We start from the raw sequence: 15,635 nt of genomic DNA on the forward strand, positions 1-15,635 counted from the left end.
CTCGACAGTAATTGCCGAATAATTTAACAAAAGTTATTCATTAATTGCAGCTTCTTGTTTGGCTTCGTTAATCATGGTTTCGTTAGGAACGATAGCAATGTTTACACGTCTGTTTTTAGAGCGTCCCTCTGCAGTTGTATTATCGTACATAGGTTGTTCTTCTCCAAACCAGTGGGTTGTAAATCTGCCGTTACTTAAGCCTTTGCTCATTAAATAAATGGTTACCGCTTCGGCTCTGTTTTTAGATAACGTCATGTTATAAGCGTCATTACCCGAACTATCTGTGTGGCCAACTACTAAAATATTGGTCTCTGGATATTCCGTAAATACACTAGCTAAGCTATTCAGTGTTTCTTGTGATTTGGCGTTGATATTATATTTTTCAGTATCAAAATAAACACCACTTTGTTCATCAAAAGTTAGTACGATACCATCATCAACACGTTCTACGGTAGCTCCTGGAATTTCATTTTCAATTTCCTGCGCTTGCTTATCCATTTTATTTCCAATTAGGACTCCAGCACCTCCGCCAACAACGCCACCAATGACCGCTCCTAATTCGCTATTATTGCCGTCTCCAACATTATTTCCAATAATGGCTCCTAATAAAGCTCCACCAGCTGCTCCAATAACTCCACCTTTTTGCTTGTTATTGGCATTATCTACAGCCTTGCAACTCGTCATTAGTACTAACAGTAATGATAGTGTTATGGCTAAATTTGTTTTATAATTAAATGTTTTCATCGTTTAAATTTTTGTAAAGTTCATGGTAATCGTGATGGGCTTTCCATCTAAGGTCACTACCTGTTGCCACTGCATGGCAGTTTCAGAAAGTGATGTGAGTTCTAATCTAAATCCTGCGTTGGTTTCAGACCTGCCTTTTTCGTTTGTAGGTTTTAATAGGAAGTTATATAAACCTGTGTCTTCATCTACTTCGTCTATTGTGAATGCGAAGTAGCGTTGCTTGGCCTCACAAGTTAATCCTGAAAGCGTATAAGTCCCGGTATTATTATTCGGTATAAACTGCCAAGTACTATTTTCGAAGCAGGTTTTTTCGGTATCGTTAAGTAGTGTGATTTTTAAATCACCTATGGCAGAAGATTTAATAGAAGTTAAGGTCCAATTTCCTTTGATTACTTTCTTAGATTGACGAACAGTCTTTGAGGTTCCACAGGCCAAGAAGCAAAGGGTTAAACATAATATTGCAAATTTCTTCATAGTCTTTAAGTAATGATTTAAATCAAAATTACTTAAAGGACCGTGTGCGGATTACTTGAAAAGAAAAAATTGTTGATGCAAATGCAAACCTGAAATGAATAAAAAAAGAGGTACTACAATATGTAAAACCCCTTTTTATAAAATGTATGATTGTTGTTAACTTATTTGAAGACCGTTGTTTACATTGTCTTTGTCTGGATTCACAAACACCAAATTACCGCTTTCATCCTCAGTCATTAATATCATGCCTTCACTTTCAACACCTCGTAATTTCCGTGGTGCTAAATTGACTAAAACTGTTACACGTTTTCCAATGATATCTTCTGGTTTAAAACTTTCTGCAATACCAGAAACGATAGTGCGTGTATCAATACCTGTGTCTACTTTTAAGATGAGTAGCTTTTTAGTTTTTGGCATTTTTTCTGCTTCGAGAATGGTTCCTACACGTAAATCTAGTTTGGTAAAATCTTCAAAAGTGATTTCTTCTTTTTGCGGTTCAGCTACTTTATTAGCAGCTTCGTTAGCTTTTTTACTCGCAATTAATTTTTCAAGTTGCTTATCAATTTCAGCATCTTCAATTTGAGAAAATAGTAAATCAGCTTTGCCTTCTTGTAGTTTATGTTCTGCAGGAAGTAGAATATCTTTTGTTGAAACATCTTCCCAAGAAGCATCATTATAATTTAAAATACCTTTCAGTTTAGTTGAGGTAAAAGGCAAAAATGGTTCCGATAAAACTGCTAATGCCGATGCAATTTGTAAGGCGACAAACATTACAGTTTTGGTACGTGCTTCATCAGTTTTTATTGTTTTCCATGGTTCCTCGTCTGCTAAATATTTATTTCCAAGTCGTGCTAAGTTCATCAATTCTTGGCTCGCTTCTCTAAAACGGTAACGCTCAATAGAACTTGAAATTACAGCCGGATAGGCTTTAACAGCTGCTAATGTTTCTTCATCAATAGCTAAATATTCACTAGGTGTAGGAACACTACCATTGTAATATTTGTTGGTTAAGACGGCTACACGATTGATAAAGTTTCCGAATATAGCCACCAATTCATTGTTGTTTCTCGCTTGAAAATCTTTCCACGTAAAATCGTTATCCTTCGTTTCTGGCGCATTTGCTGTTAAAGCATAACGCAATACATCTTGCTGATTAGGGAAGTCTATTAAATAATCTGGTAACCAAACAGCCCAGTTTTTAGAAGTCGATAATTTTTGACCTTCTAAGTTTAAAAACTCATTAGCAGGTACGTTTTCTGGTAAAATATAAGAGCCTTCAGCTTTTAACATGGAAGGGAAAATAATACAGTGAAACACAATATTATCTTTTCCTATAAAATGCACCAATTTAGTGTCTTCATCTTTCCAATAATCTTCCCAGTTTTTACCTTCGCGTTCCGCCCATTCTTTAGTGGCAGAGATGTAACCAATTGGCGCATCAAACCATACGTAAAGGACTTTGCCTTCTCCTCCTTCTACAGGCACCGGAATTCCCCAATCTAAATCTCGGGTTACTGCACGTGGACGCAAACCATCGTCAATCCAAGATTTTACTTGACCGTAAACATTCGGCTTCCAATCTTTTTTATGACCTTTTAAAATCCATTCACGTAAAAATTCTTCATGCTTATTTAAAGGTAAAAACCAGTGTTTGGTTTCTTTTAAAGTCGGTACATTTCCTGTTATGGCCGATTTAGGATTTATTAAATCCGTGGCATTTAAACTCGAGCCACAACTTTCACATTGATCACCATAAGCTTCTTCATAGCCACATTTAGGACACGTTCCGGTTACAAAACGATCGGCTAAAAACTGATTTGCTTCTTCGTCGTATAATTGTTCCGTGACTTCTTCTACAAACTCGTTTTTATCGTAAAGTGTTTTAAAGAATTCTTGAGCGGTATCATGATGAATTTTGGCTGTCGTACGCGAATAGTTGTCTAGTGAAATACCAAAATCCACAAAAGATTGCTTAATAATAGCGTGGTATTTATCTACAATATCTTGAGGTGTCACGCCTTCTTTTTTTGCTTTTATAGTAATGGGCACACCATGCTCATCACTTCCGCAAATAAAAGCAACGTCATTGCCTGTTAATCTTAGGTATCTAGAATAAATATCTGCAGGCACATAAACACCGGCTAAATGTCCGATATGAATTGGGCCGTTTGTATACGGTAATGCTGCTGTTATGGTATATCTTTTCGACATGGTTTTCATTTTTTTGAAAGCTACAAAAGTACGTAATATATAAGGGATTTAGAAAAAAAATGTACTTTTACCAAAAGCAGTTTTTATGACTTTTAGACATCACTTAATGTTTCTTATTTTCGCTTTAATTTTAGGAATACCACCTAACGTGCAAGCGCAAAGAAAAACTAATTCATCTACGGAAATGACTTCAAAATTAATTCAACCACCATATTTAAAAGCGGGAGATACAGTGGCTATTGTGGCTCCTTCTGGGATTTTAAAAAGTCGTGAAGGAGAAGTACAACAAGCTGTTGCACTTTTAAAAAGTTGGGGATTGCATGCTGTTGTAGGGAAACATGTATTTAGTAAAGCTAATCATTTTGCTGGTGCGGATGAAGAGCGTTGTGAAGACTTGCAAAATGCGATGGACGACCCTAAAATTAGTGCTATTTGGTGTGCAAGAGGTGGTTACGGAACGGTTCGGATTTTAGACAAATTGAATTATACTAAATTTAAGAAACATCCAAAATGGGTCATAGGCTACAGTGATATTACCGCTTTACACAACCAAGTACATAATGAAGGGTTTGAGTCCTTACATGCTATAATGTGTGTGAGTTTGACTACTGATTTAACTAAGATTGCAGCATCGGTAGAGACCTTTAAAACTGCATTATTTGGCAGTCCAACAGATTACACTTTAAAAGGATCTGACCATAATAGAGTCGGTGAAACTTCTGGTGAATTGGTTGGTGGAAATTTAACCATGCTACATACCATGTTAGGCTCTAAAGAAAGTCTTGATACCTCTGGAAAAATTCTTTTTATTGAAGAAATTGGGGAGTATAAGTACCATATAGATCGTATGCTACAAAGTTTGAAACGTGCTGGTTATTTTGAAAATTTAAATGGCCTTGTTGTTGGTGATATGTCTAGAATGCGAAAAAATACCACACTTTGGGGAACTTCTGTTGAGCAATTGATTCTTGATGCATTAGAAGATTACGATTTCCCGATTACCTTTAATATGCCTGCAGGTCACGAAAAAGATAACCGAGCTTTGGTTTTGGGTAGAACAGTAGAATTAACGGTGACAAAAGAGCAATCGACTTTAAAATTTTCAGAATAACTGTTTTTGAAACCTTAGAAATAATAGCGCACCGAAAAAGTAGAGCCCTACATCGATTATGTCACTAGTGTAACGCATGTTTATATGAGGCATTATCCATTCAAAATAGATTGAAAAGTAAATTGTTAAGGCTAAAACAACACTGATAGGAACGTAAAGTGTTTCGGTTTTTTTAATGATTCTTAAAACTGCTAAGCATGTACTTAAAACAATTGGCATACATAAAAAGTCATTGATATAGAAATACACCCAATTAGGAAGTGGCACTTCAAAACGGTTTGCTAGGTAAACTGTAGAAGCTAATAATACACTGATATAGAAAATGGGATGTTTTAAAATTTTCATGCTGCAATAGCCGTTATTAGCCAGGCGATAAACATTCCGATGGCTACAAATCCCATCCAAATAGAGTGTATAATTTTAACAAATACACGTACTATTAAAAACCGATGGTCTCTGTGCTTTTCATAAAAGGAAGGTGATGTTTCTTTTTGAATGCGCTCACGTTCACGACGTTCTTTTTTGTCTTGAGCAAAGGTTAGTTCGCGTCTTTTTTTGTATGACAATAGCGTATTGCAATTGGTGCAATAGTCTTCATTGGTATTATATAGACCACAATTTGGGCATTTAATATGACTTGCCATGTTACGTGTTTTACAGCATTACAAAGATATGGTTAATAGCAGGAATTTATGTGCTCAAAACTAAGCTGCTTTAGCTCAGATTGATTCATCTTTCAGTTTGATACCTCAAATTTTGTATATTGAAGCTTACTATGAAGCAGTTCTAATTTTTAGACTAAAAATTGCGAAGTGAAGACTGAAGATTAAAAAAATGGCAGAACACAACGAACTTGGTAAATTAGGAGAGCAACTCGCAACAGAGTACCTGATGAATAAAGGCTATGAAATTGTAGTTCGTAATTATGTGTTTCAAAAAGCCGAAATAGATATTATTGCCAAACACAATAATTCAATGATTTGTGTCGAGGTAAAAACGCGGAATTCTGATTTTTTTGGCGACCCTCAGGAGTTTGTGTCGCCAAGTAAAATTAAGTTGTTGGTAAAAGCTATGGATGCTTTTATCATAGAAAATGATATTGATTTAGAAACCCGTTTTGATATTATTGCTGTTTTGAAAAATAAGAAAACAGAGCAATTGACGCATTATGAGGATGCGTTTTATCATTTTTAATTTTTGTCATTCTGAACGAAGTGAAGAATCTCTAAAATAAAGAGTAATGCACAAAACACTTGGAACACATAATTACTACGTCTATATTCTAACAAATAAGAACAAAACTGTGTTATATACTGGTGTGACTAATGATTTAAAAAACCGATTGAGCTTTCATAGAGAGAATACAAGCTTAAATTCAAATGCATTTACATCAAAATATAATTGTTTTTATTTAGTTTATTATGAGCACTATAATTCTGTAGAAATTGCGATACAGAGAGAGAAACAGATTAAAGGATGGAAACGATTTAAAAAAGATAACATGATTTCTGAATTTAATAGTGACTGGAAATTTCTTAATGATAGTATATAGAATTTATTTAAAAAGATTCTTCACTGCGTTCAGAATGACATGAAACTACCTATAAAAATTCATCTCATCAATAAATTGCCACACATTTTCAGGTAACATCGGACGCACATTTTTACCGTCTTTTATTTCATTTCTAATAAATGTTGATGAGAGTTCCATAATTGGAGCATCAACCTTAATAATTTTTGGATGGTTATTGAATTGCGTGTCTATCTTACCTTTAGAAATTCTTGGATAGACGTAAATATGATGGTTTTCCAAAATGAGCTCATAATTTTTCCACTTATGAAAACTTTTTAAATTGTCTTCTCCCATTATTAAAGAGAACTCATTTTTTGGAAATTTCTCAAATAGATACGTTAAGGTATCAATAGTATAATTAGGCTGTTTTAAGCCAAATTCTATATCGCTCGGTCGTAATTTGTCGTAATCTTGCGTTGCCAAATGAACCAACTCTAAACGCTGATAATTATCTAATAAACTACTTTTCTTTTTAAACGGACTTAAAGGTGTTACTACAAACCAAATTTGATCTAAGTCGCTATGCTCTGCTAAATGATTAGCAATGGTTAAATGCCCAACATGAATTGGATTAAACGTCCCAAAATATAAACCTACTTTCATTTATTCTTGCTGTCATTCCTGCGAAAGCAGGAATCTTTTTAAACTAGATTAATCACTTTAAATGTTTCCGTTTGCAGGAATAAAATGTTTATTCCTTTATAAAATCGGACACCAATTTATAAGCATTGTCTAAAGCCTCATCTAAATTAGAGTTAAGAACAATCTCATCAAAAAGTGGAGCAGTGGCTAGTTCTGCAGGAGCTTTTGCCACACGCATACTTATTTTTTCAGCACTTTCTTCTCCACGATCTTTTAAACGTCTTACGAGTTCATTTAAATCTGGTGGTTTTACAAAAATAGCAATCGTTTGCTCCGGAAATTTTCTTTTTATTCTCAGTCCGCCAGAGACATCAATATCAAAAATAACGTGTTTTCCTTTGGCCCAAATACGTTCAATTTCAGTTTTTAAAGTACCGTAAAAATTATCTCTATACACTTCTTCCCATTCTAAAAACTCATCATTTTTAATGCGGTTTTTAAACTCTTTTAGAGATAGATAATAGTAATCTTTTCCATTGACTTCATTACCGCGTTTTTCGCGCGATGTTGCCGAAATTGAAAATTCTAGATTAAGTTCTTTTTGTTTTAATAAATGACGAACGATGGTTGTTTTTCCTGAACCAGATGGTGCTGAAAATACAATGAGTTTGCCTTGTACTTCGTTTTTAATTTCTGACAAAATAAATTGGTTTTACTGTTTACTGTATAGCGCGACTATGACTGTCAACTATTTTAGAGTACGTTTAATAATTGTTCTTTAATTTTTTCGAGTTCATCTTTCATCTGAACGACTAATTTTTGCATTGGTGCATAATTAGATTTTGAACCAATAGTGTTGATTTCTCTTCCAATTTCTTGAGAAATAAACCCTAATTTTTTACCGTTAGAATCTTCAGAATCTAAAGATTTTATGAAATAATCTAAGTGATTTTCTAATCGTACTTTTTCTTCAGTAATATCAAATTTCTCAATATAATAAACCAATTCTTGTTCAAAACGGTTCTCATCTACTTTCTCTTTAATATCAGCAATACCTTTTTCTAAACGTGCTCTTACGCCATCAATACGTTCCGGATCCATAGTAATAACTTCCTCTAATAAACGTCTCAACGTAGTAATTCGGTCTTCAAAGTCTTGTTTTAAAGTTGCTCCTTCGTCTTTTCGATATTCTACTATTTTTGAGATAGCTTCATTAATCTCGTTACTAATAAGTGCCCATTCATCTTCATCAATATCATCACGTTCTGTAGTGACAGCATCTGGTAAACGAATCGCCATTTTTAATAATTCAGTAGCGTCACCATCTACAACTTCTTTCAGCTGTTTAATGTATTCTTTAACAACCGTTTTATTAATTTTAGAACTGGTGTCTTCACCTGTAATCTCTACAAAAAGTGAGAAATCTACTTTTCCTCTGACAAGGCTTTTAGCAATAAGTTTTCTTATGTCTAATTCCTTTGCGCGATACATGGAAGGCATACGAGCGTTGAGGTCTAAACTTTTACTATTTAAAGATTTTAATTCAATAGAAATCTTTTTTGTTGGGAGCTGTAGTACAGATTTCCCATAACCTGTCATGGATTGTATCATTAAAACTTTTCATTTAAAGTTGGGCAAAGGTACAAAATTGAATGGTTTTAGAGATGTTTTAAAAATATTACAAACAGTTATGCATGCATAAGATACTTTCTTAACTTTGTTTCATAATAGTAAAGTTATGAAGATGTACAAAAAACAATTTGAAATTCGTTGGAGTGATGTTGATGCCAATGGTCATTTAGCCAATTCTGCTTATACTAATTTTATGAGTCATGCGCGTATGGCTTTTTTTTCTGAGCAAGGATTTTCAATGCCTGAAATTATGAAATTCAATGTAGGGCCTGTGGTGTTTTATGAACATATGTATTATTTTAAGGAGTCTTTTTTAGGCACTCCAATTACTGTGACTATTGAAGTATCGGGTTTAAGTGAAGATGGTATGTTGTTTATGTTTGAGCATAACTTTTACAATCATAAAGGTGAAAATTTAGCGTACTGCGAAATGCAAGGTGGATGGATTGATCTAAAAGCAAGAAAACTTACAGGTTTACCAGAGACTTTATTAGAATTAGCACATAAATTTCCAAAGTCTGAAAGCTTTAAGGTGTTAACCAAAGAAGATACACGGAAACATGGTGTACGACCGAAGCCTATGAAGTTATAAGTCTATTTAAAAACAGAATGCTGCTTAAAAGATTTAATCTGTACCTTCTTTATATACGGCTTTAAAACCTGATTTGGTAAATAACGATTGTGTTTGCAATAACACGTTAGTGCCTCGGGTTTTGCACCTAAAGTGCTTTTAATTTCAGAAGCCGTTCGACCAAGATTAATTTGAGTGGATTTTGTTTCAATGCCGAGTCGAACATAATCATTTAAAATCCTTGGGTATATGGCAAATTCTTTATTCTGAGAATAATCAATGCCAATAAAATGCGCATCGAGATGTGTGTCGTTTTGCATGGCAGACAAAAAACCGACGAGTTTCTCTTCTAGAAAATAACCTTTAACTATAAATTGTTCTTTAAAGGTTGTTTTAAGATGAATATAGGTATCGAGATTTAATATTTGAGCATTAAAATTGGCGTTGTCAATGGTGTTTTGATATAATTCTTGTAGTGCATTTTTGTACAATTTAATATCTTCTTCAGACAAAAGTTTGGTAGTTAATGCCTCACTTTTGGCATCTGCTCTATTTGCTTTTACTCTGTATTTAGATTTTAATGCATTGGTATAATCATCAAAAGAATGCCATTCTGGTAACAATGTTATAATCATATTAGGCTCAACTTGCATGGCTGCGTAATCAAAGGATTCTAAATGATTGGTTATAGGAAGTGATTCATTTTTAAAATCTTTAACAAATACCGCTGTTAGTTTTTTTGAAGCTTTTGATACTTGCTTGATACCTTCAGCAATGGCTTTAAAAGTCTCAACTTTATTCTCATTTTCCTTTATAAATGTACCGTATTCCCCACTTAAAAAAACGTTTCCACAGAATAACACTCTAATCTGATTATTACAAAACAAATTGTTTACCGCACGTCTAATTTTATCCGACGATATCGTAATATTTTTGGTAATGGTTTCAATACCAATCGTTACAATTTGAGTGTTGGCAAAGGCAACGGCTTCTTTATTTTTTAGGGTGAAAATATAATTAAACTCAATGTCCGTGTTGGCAAGTTCAAACGTTTTTAAGAATTTTGGTGAATAATAAATATTTGTACAACAGTTGACGCTATTCCAATAGGCTTGTGGAATGGCATCGACGGTTTTAAATATTTCGGAGGTGAAAGGCAAATTAATTAGCGTTTTTGGGTTTTAGGGAGACTAAATATACGCCAGAAAATATAAGAACCATGGCAATAACCTTTAAAGTATCAATGTGATCTGCACCCATAACCATAGCAAAGAGACCTGCAATTACGGGTTGCAAATAGATAAATATACCTACTGTTGAGGCTTTGAGTTTATTTAAAGCTATAGGGTTAAATAAATAGGTGCCAAACGTAGCACCAACCACGACAAACAAAACACAGAAATAGGCATATGGTGTAAATGCTTTCCATTGTACTTCTTTTAATTCTTCATATCCAAAGGGTAAAACCATAAAAAATCCAAAAAGGAATAACCATTTTATAAATGTAAAAGGGTGGTATTTTGCTGTGAGTTGCTTAATTAAAATAATGTAGATACTATAAAAGAATGCATTTAAAAAGACAAAGAGGTTACCTAGAAGTACGTGATCTCCTTCACGATGTGATTCTCCAAATAAGGTTAATGCCAATGCACCAGAAAAAGCTAATGTAACACCAATAACCTTTAAAATAGTTACTTTTTCTTTTAGGACAAGGGCTGATAAAATTAAAATAATAACAGGAGTGATGGTAATAATTGCAGCTGCGTGGATTGGAGTTGTGAGTTCTATACCTTTAAAAAAGAAAAGCATGTTAATGGCAACGCCGAAAACAGCAGCAATAAAAAACTTTAAATAGTCTTTGCGTTCTACTTTTTCTTTGGGTAACCAAATACTAATCAACCAAAACAAAATAGCAGCACCTCCAACTCTTAATACCGTTAAAGCAAAAGGTGATACGAAGTTTTCATTCATTACCGTTTTTGCAAAGGTAAAATTAAGTCCATATAAAATTTGAACCATTAAAAGAGCGAAAATGGCAAAGCCTCTGCTATCCATGAATAGCGGTTTTTGCAGCTTCAACCGTTTTCTTAGAATTACCTATAAAAATTTGATTTCCATATAAAATTACAGGCCGTTTCAAAAATGTATATTGCTCTAAAATATAGTATTTGTAATCCTCTTCAGACAGTGATTTGTCTTTTAAGCCCAATTCTTTATAAAGTCTAGCACGTTTGCTAAATAAACTTTCGTAACTATCTGTGAGTTCTCGCATTTGTTCAATTTGAGATGTAGTAATAGGATCAGTCTTTATATCTTGAAGTTGAAATGTCTCAGGTAAATTGAGTTCTTTTATGATTCTTGTACACGTATTACAACTGCTTAAAAAGTATATTTTGTTCATAATCAAAACGCTTTAATATTCAATATGCAAAGAAACCGTATTTCTAACGAATTTTATTACTTTTAAGCAAAATATCATTCTATGGATTACTATTCTATTGCTACTATTTTAATCGTTCTATCGGCGGTTTTTGGTTATATAAATGAGAAGTTTTTAAAATTACCAATCACTATAGGGTTAATGGTTATCACCATTGTATTTACAGTAGTTTTGGTTGGTATTGCTCAGTTTGATGATACGTTATTAATTCAAGAAAAAGAGTTTATAGCCCTTATAGATTTTGAAACCGTTCTTTTAGATATTATGCTGAGTTTTCTCTTGTTTGCAGGTGCTTTGCATACTAATTTCAATCAGCTTAAAGTACAACGATGGCCTATAATGGCATTTGCTACATTAGGTGTTTTGGTATCGACATTTTTAGTTGGAATTGTTATGTTTTATGTATTAAAAACAATGGATTTAAATATAGATTTTATCTACTGTTTATTATTTGGAGCATTAATTTCGCCTACAGATCCCATTGCCGTTTTAGGCATTTTGAAAAAAGCAGGTGCTCCAAAAAAATTGGAAACCAAAATTGTTGGAGAATCATTGTTTAATGATGGAGTAGGTGTTGTAGTATTCTTAACCATTTTCGCCATTGCCGCTAAACCTGATGCAGCGATTGAGCTTGCCGATATAGCGACTTTATTTGGGCAGGAAGTTATTGGCGGTATTGCTTTGGGACTTCTTCTCGGTTGGATAACTTACCGACTAATGCGATCTATTGATAGTTATGAAATTGAAGTGATTTTAACTCTTGCAACCGTTATGGGCGGAACGATGTTAGCGCATCAGTTTCATTTATCGGCTCCCTTAGCTATGGTTACAGCAGGATTGATTGTGGGTAATGATACTGTAAGAAATTCAGCTATGTCTGAAACAACAGAACTTTATGTTGATAAATTTTGGGAACTGGTAGATGTATTGTTAAACACAATCTTATTTGTGATGATTGGTATGGAAATGCTGGTATTAACTTTAGAAGGGAAATTTATCTATGCCGGATTAGTGGCTATACCATTAATATTATTATGTCGTTATGTCTCGTTGTGGTTGCCAATTAAGTTCTTCGAAAAGCGATTAGATTTTGTACCTAAAACAAATCTAATAATGACTTGGGGTGGCTTACGAGGTGGTATTTCTATTGCTTTAGCACTTAGTTTAACGGACGTTATGCATAGAGAATTGTTTTTGGTAATAACGTATGTCGTTGTCGTAGTATCTATTGTTGGGCAGGGTTTAACAGTAGGTCCAATTATAAAACGATTGACAAGAAAAGTGGTTTAGTTCATTTTTAAATAAGATGTCACCTTATCAAAAGGAATCATAAATTCGGTATAGCCTAAATCATAAGACGCTACTTCATAAACATTGTAAATTAAGACTAATCCTTCTTCACTAAAGCCAATATTTTCTGGTAAATGAAACGGTTCTCCAAAGAAGAAATTTTCAATAGTTAATTGATCTTTATTCTTTTCCAAAGATGTAATAAATTGAGCCTTCGCTAACGTTGTAAATCCGTCAATATCATTGATGTAATCATTGATTTCTAATTTGTTTCCCGTTTTGGCATCAAGATTTAATAATTTTATTTTATCATTTCCATGAGCACCACCTTTAAACTCGTATGTGCTTATAGCTATCGTAATAATAGCTTCAGACTGGTAAACAAGTTCTGATTCAATATGAAGCTCCCATGCAGGTTCGTCTATTTCAGCATAATCTTTTTTAAAACTTAAGTATTCGTCATTAAACGCTTTTAAAACATCTTTTAAAATAGTTTTGTTTTCAGATGTATTTAGTGTTGCAATAATTGCATTTTCGACATTAGTGTTAATGGTATTGCTTAAATCGCTACTTCCTGTCGCTTTACTATAAACTGCTGAAATTTTAGCTTCATATGGTTCTTCAACAGTAATAGTATCAAATGTAGCAGGTTTAATTTCAGAAGTACATGAATTTAAAAGGGTGACAACTATTAAAAAAGGAATGATACGTTTCACAGTAATTGAGGTTATGTTTAATAAACACTAAAGGTATTATATAGATTTGAATAGAACGAATTATCCGTTAAATTTGTTATACTACAAAAGCGATAATTCTATTACTATTTTAGAGGGTTACGTTAAATATTCTAATTATGAAATTCAACACAAAAACCATACATGGTGGTCAACAACCAGACGCAGCTTATGGAGCTGTAATGCCACCAATTTATCAGACGTCTACTTTTGCACAAGCAACTCCTGGTGGTCATAAAGGCTATGAATATGCAAGATCTGGAAATCCCACGCGTCATGCTTTAGAAAATGCATTTGCCAGTATCGAAAATGGAACCCATGGCCTAGCATTTAGTTCTGGATTAGCTGCTATTGATACCATTTTGAAACTATTGAAGCATGGAGATGAGGTCATTTCTACTAATGATTTATATGGGGGAACATATCGTTTATTCACTAAAATATTCGAAAACTTTGGTGTTAAGTTTCATTTTATTGGAATGCAAAATGCGAAGGACATTGAAAATTATATTAATGATAAAACAAAACTGATTTGGGTTGAAACACCTACAAATCCTATGCTGAATATTATTGATATTGTAGCAACAGTCAATATTGCAAAGGCACATAATGTGTTGTTGGCCGTAGATAATACTTTTGCCACGCCGTATTTACAGCGACCATTAGATTTTGGGGCTGATATCGTAATGCACTCAGCTACAAAATATTTAGGTGGTCATAGTGATTTGGTCATGGGAGCATTAATTGTTAAGGACAAGGAACTGGCAGACCGTTTATATTTTATTCAGAACGCAAGTGGTGCAATCTGTGGTCCTCAAGATGCATTTTTAGCCTTAAGAGGTATTAAAACGTTACATATTAGAATGCAGCGTCATTGTGAAAACGGAAAGGCGGTCGCAGAATATTTAGCCAAACATCCAAAAATTGAAAATGTATATTGGCCAGGGTTTGAAACTCATCCTAATCATGCGATTGCAATAACACAGATGCGTGGTTTTGGCGGTATGGTGTCGTTTACGACCAAAGGAAACAATTACGATGAGGCTATTAAGATTGTTGAACATCTAAAGGTTTTTACTTTAGCTGAGTCCCTTGGAGGAGTAGAGTCGTTAGCGGGGCATCCGGCAAGTATGACTCATGCTAGTATTCCCAAAGCGGAACGTGAAAAAATAGGAGTTGTAGATTCGCTAATTCGGTTGAGTGTAGGTATTGAGGATGAAGATGATTTAATTGCCGATTTAAAACAAGCCATTGAAGTCCAATAAATGGAAACTAATATAGAGCCTATAAAAAAGACCAAATCGTGAGATTTGGTCTTTTTTATAAGTGTTATAATAATGATTTAATCGAACATAAAAATGTAACCCACGTTAAACCAAGCGAGCCAATCATTTGTTTTGTTGGAATCTAATTGATGGTCTAAACCATCTGTATCATCATTCATAAAGCGTTGAATTCGCAGATCAGCCATTAAATGTGAAACGGCATTAAGGTTATACCTTACTCCTACACTTCCCACAATAGACCAAGTAGATCCACTTGTAGCATCTATAGATCCCGGCTCCCAACTGGGATAAAAATTATTAGGATCGTTTATGTTTTCGTCTCCGTATGTTGTAGAGACACCTGGATTGTAGATAACGTACTGTGCTCCTAAACTTACAAATGGGCCAAATTTATCACCACCTCGAGATAGGGCTCTTGTCGATAAAGGGTAATATTCTAGTTGTGCTCCGATATTAAAGTTTTGAGCTTCTCCTGAATGGGCTCTTAATTTATCTGCGGCCGTACTTGTTCTATCATCATCTACCCATTGCCCAAAATGACTAAGGTTTGTTTTATTCCAAGAAATTTCAGCTCGTACTTTAAAGTGGTTTGTAAAAAAATTATTTCTTGAATACGAATAGTAACTTGTGAGATAATCGAAGTTCATATAATAAACAAGACCAATACCAAAACCTATATTACCAGTGTTCGTTTCAAAGTCATAACGCTCACCGAAATCCGATTGATAAATGATAGGACCAGCAATGATTCCAACCTCGTGTGAGAAACTTTGGGAGTAACTCATTTGCATCGATAAAAGCAATACAAGAGCTATGTATAAATGTTTTATTTTTAGTGTCATGTAATCTTAAAATTGATGCTTTTACCCAGCAAATATATAAAAACTCGACAAACTACCAAATAAAACCGACAAAATGCATGTTTCTGTTTCTTTCATAAAATTTCACTCCTTTTTTTCTTAATTAAGATTATATGTAATCTCACCG

At 33.9% G+C, this 15,635-nt stretch carries 19 protein-coding genes; 6 read left to right on the forward strand and 13 right to left on the reverse strand.

Annotated features, from left to right (window positions below):
- Positions 1–33: 33 nt before the first annotated feature.
- The 3 genes from KO515_RS01720 to metG all read right to left on the reverse strand — a co-directional run bounded on the left by KO515_RS01720 (position 34) and on the right by metG (position 3,438).
- On the reverse strand, positions 34–744 hold the full coding sequence (locus KO515_RS01720) for an OmpA family protein (protein ID WP_215934640.1): 711 nt from the start codon (positions 742–744) through the stop codon (positions 34–36).
- A 3-nt stretch (positions 745–747) separates the two neighbouring features.
- Positions 748–1,218, reverse strand: coding sequence for a lipocalin family protein (locus KO515_RS01725; protein WP_215934641.1), 471 nt, complete (start codon positions 1,216–1,218; stop codon positions 748–750).
- Between the two features lie 156 nt (positions 1,219–1,374).
- Positions 1,375–3,438 (reverse strand): methionine--tRNA ligase, encoded by a 2,064-nt coding sequence (gene metG, locus KO515_RS01730; RefSeq protein WP_215934642.1) that lies wholly within the window; start codon positions 3,436–3,438, stop codon positions 1,375–1,377.
- A gap of 76 nt (positions 3,439–3,514) precedes the next feature.
- Between metG and KO515_RS01735 the strand changes: the two genes are divergently transcribed.
- The gene (locus KO515_RS01735) at positions 3,515–4,540 is read left to right on the forward strand and encodes a S66 peptidase family protein (RefSeq protein ID WP_436800003.1); all 1,026 of its coding nucleotides are present in this window, start codon (positions 3,515–3,517) and stop codon (positions 4,538–4,540) included.
- Here the strand turns inward: KO515_RS01735 and KO515_RS01740 are convergent.
- Together KO515_RS01740 and KO515_RS01745 are read right to left on the reverse strand one after the other, a co-directional pair.
- Positions 4,532–4,885 (reverse strand): hypothetical protein, encoded by a 354-nt coding sequence (locus tag KO515_RS01740; RefSeq protein ID WP_215934643.1) that lies wholly within the window; start codon positions 4,883–4,885, stop codon positions 4,532–4,534. The genes KO515_RS01735 and KO515_RS01740 overlap by 9 nt on opposite strands.
- Positions 4,882–5,184, reverse strand: a complete 303-nt coding sequence (locus KO515_RS01745) for a hypothetical protein (RefSeq protein ID WP_215934644.1) — start codon at positions 5,182–5,184, stop codon at positions 4,882–4,884. Before KO515_RS01745 ends, KO515_RS01740 begins: the two co-directional genes overlap by 4 nt.
- A 190-nt stretch (positions 5,185–5,374) precedes the next feature.
- Between KO515_RS01745 and KO515_RS01750 the strand changes: the two genes are divergently transcribed.
- Together KO515_RS01750 and KO515_RS01755 are read left to right on the forward strand one after the other, a co-directional pair.
- The gene (locus KO515_RS01750; RefSeq protein ID WP_215934645.1) at positions 5,375–5,734 is read left to right on the forward strand and encodes a YraN family protein; all 360 of its coding nucleotides are present in this window, start codon (positions 5,375–5,377) and stop codon (positions 5,732–5,734) included.
- 46 nt (positions 5,735–5,780) lie between these two features.
- Positions 5,781–6,092 (forward strand): GIY-YIG nuclease family protein, encoded by a 312-nt coding sequence (locus tag KO515_RS01755; protein WP_215934646.1) that lies wholly within the window; start codon positions 5,781–5,783, stop codon positions 6,090–6,092.
- A 45-nt stretch (positions 6,093–6,137) separates the two neighbouring features.
- Here KO515_RS01755 and nadD read toward each other — a convergent pair whose 3' ends face one another.
- The 3 genes from nadD to KO515_RS01770 form a co-directional block, all read right to left on the reverse strand.
- Positions 6,138–6,716, reverse strand: a complete 579-nt coding sequence (nadD, locus tag KO515_RS01760; protein ID WP_215934647.1) for a nicotinate (nicotinamide) nucleotide adenylyltransferase — start codon at positions 6,714–6,716, stop codon at positions 6,138–6,140.
- An 88-nt stretch (positions 6,717–6,804) separates the two neighbouring features.
- Positions 6,805–7,395, reverse strand: a complete 591-nt coding sequence (gene gmk / locus KO515_RS01765; protein WP_215934648.1) for a guanylate kinase — start codon at positions 7,393–7,395, stop codon at positions 6,805–6,807.
- 53 nt (positions 7,396–7,448) lie between these two features.
- Entirely contained in the window at positions 7,449–8,306 is an 858-nt protein-coding gene (locus tag KO515_RS01770; protein ID WP_215934649.1) for a YicC/YloC family endoribonuclease, read from the reverse strand.
- Between the two features lie 133 nt (positions 8,307–8,439).
- Between KO515_RS01770 and KO515_RS01775 the strand changes: the two genes are divergently transcribed.
- On the forward strand, positions 8,440–8,919 hold the full coding sequence (locus KO515_RS01775; RefSeq protein WP_252723750.1) for an acyl-CoA thioesterase: 480 nt from the start codon (positions 8,440–8,442) through the stop codon (positions 8,917–8,919).
- A 2-nt stretch (positions 8,920–8,921) separates the two neighbouring features.
- Here the strand turns inward: KO515_RS01775 and KO515_RS01780 are convergent, their stop codons facing one another.
- The 3 genes from KO515_RS01780 to KO515_RS01790 are packed head-to-tail and all read right to left on the reverse strand — an operon-like array spanning position 8,922 to position 11,299.
- Positions 8,922–10,058 carry a peptidogalycan biosysnthesis protein gene (locus KO515_RS01780; protein WP_215934651.1) on the reverse strand — a complete coding sequence of 379 codons (1,137 nt, stop codon included), beginning with the start codon at positions 10,056–10,058 and terminating at the stop codon, positions 8,922–8,924.
- Position 10,059: 1 nt separating this feature from the next.
- Entirely contained in the window at positions 10,060–10,953 is an 894-nt protein-coding gene (locus tag KO515_RS01785; protein ID WP_215934652.1) for a DMT family transporter, read from the reverse strand.
- Positions 10,946–11,299, reverse strand: a complete 354-nt coding sequence (locus tag KO515_RS01790; protein WP_215934653.1) for an arsenate reductase family protein — start codon at positions 11,297–11,299, stop codon at positions 10,946–10,948. The genes KO515_RS01785 and KO515_RS01790 overlap by 8 nt, the downstream gene beginning before the upstream one ends.
- An 81-nt stretch (positions 11,300–11,380) precedes the next feature.
- Between KO515_RS01790 and KO515_RS01795 the strand changes: the two genes are divergently transcribed.
- Positions 11,381–12,628 (forward strand): cation:proton antiporter, encoded by a 1,248-nt coding sequence (locus KO515_RS01795; RefSeq protein ID WP_215934654.1) that lies wholly within the window; start codon positions 11,381–11,383, stop codon positions 12,626–12,628.
- Here the strand turns inward: KO515_RS01795 and KO515_RS18855 are convergent.
- A complete protein-coding gene (locus tag KO515_RS18855) occupies positions 12,625–13,344 on the reverse strand; it encodes a DUF3298 and DUF4163 domain-containing protein (RefSeq protein WP_215934655.1) in 720 nt (239 codons plus the stop codon). The genes KO515_RS01795 and KO515_RS18855 overlap by 4 nt on opposite strands.
- Before the next feature lie 137 nt (positions 13,345–13,481).
- Here KO515_RS18855 and KO515_RS01805 point away from each other — a divergent pair, with 137 nt between their 5' ends.
- On the forward strand, positions 13,482–14,627 hold the full coding sequence (locus KO515_RS01805) for a cystathionine gamma-synthase (protein ID WP_215934656.1): 1,146 nt from the start codon (positions 13,482–13,484) through the stop codon (positions 14,625–14,627).
- A 77-nt stretch (positions 14,628–14,704) separates the two neighbouring features.
- On the opposite strand, the gene KO515_RS01810 is transcribed toward KO515_RS01805, so the two are convergent.
- On the reverse strand, positions 14,705–15,490 hold the full coding sequence (locus tag KO515_RS01810; RefSeq protein ID WP_215934657.1) for a THC0290_0291 family protein: 786 nt from the start codon (positions 15,488–15,490) through the stop codon (positions 14,705–14,707).
- Positions 15,491–15,635 lie beyond the last annotated feature (145 nt).

It is taken from the genome of Winogradskyella psychrotolerans (assembly GCF_018860545.1).
Taxonomy (GTDB): domain Bacteria; phylum Bacteroidota; class Bacteroidia; order Flavobacteriales; family Flavobacteriaceae; genus Winogradskyella; species Winogradskyella psychrotolerans_A.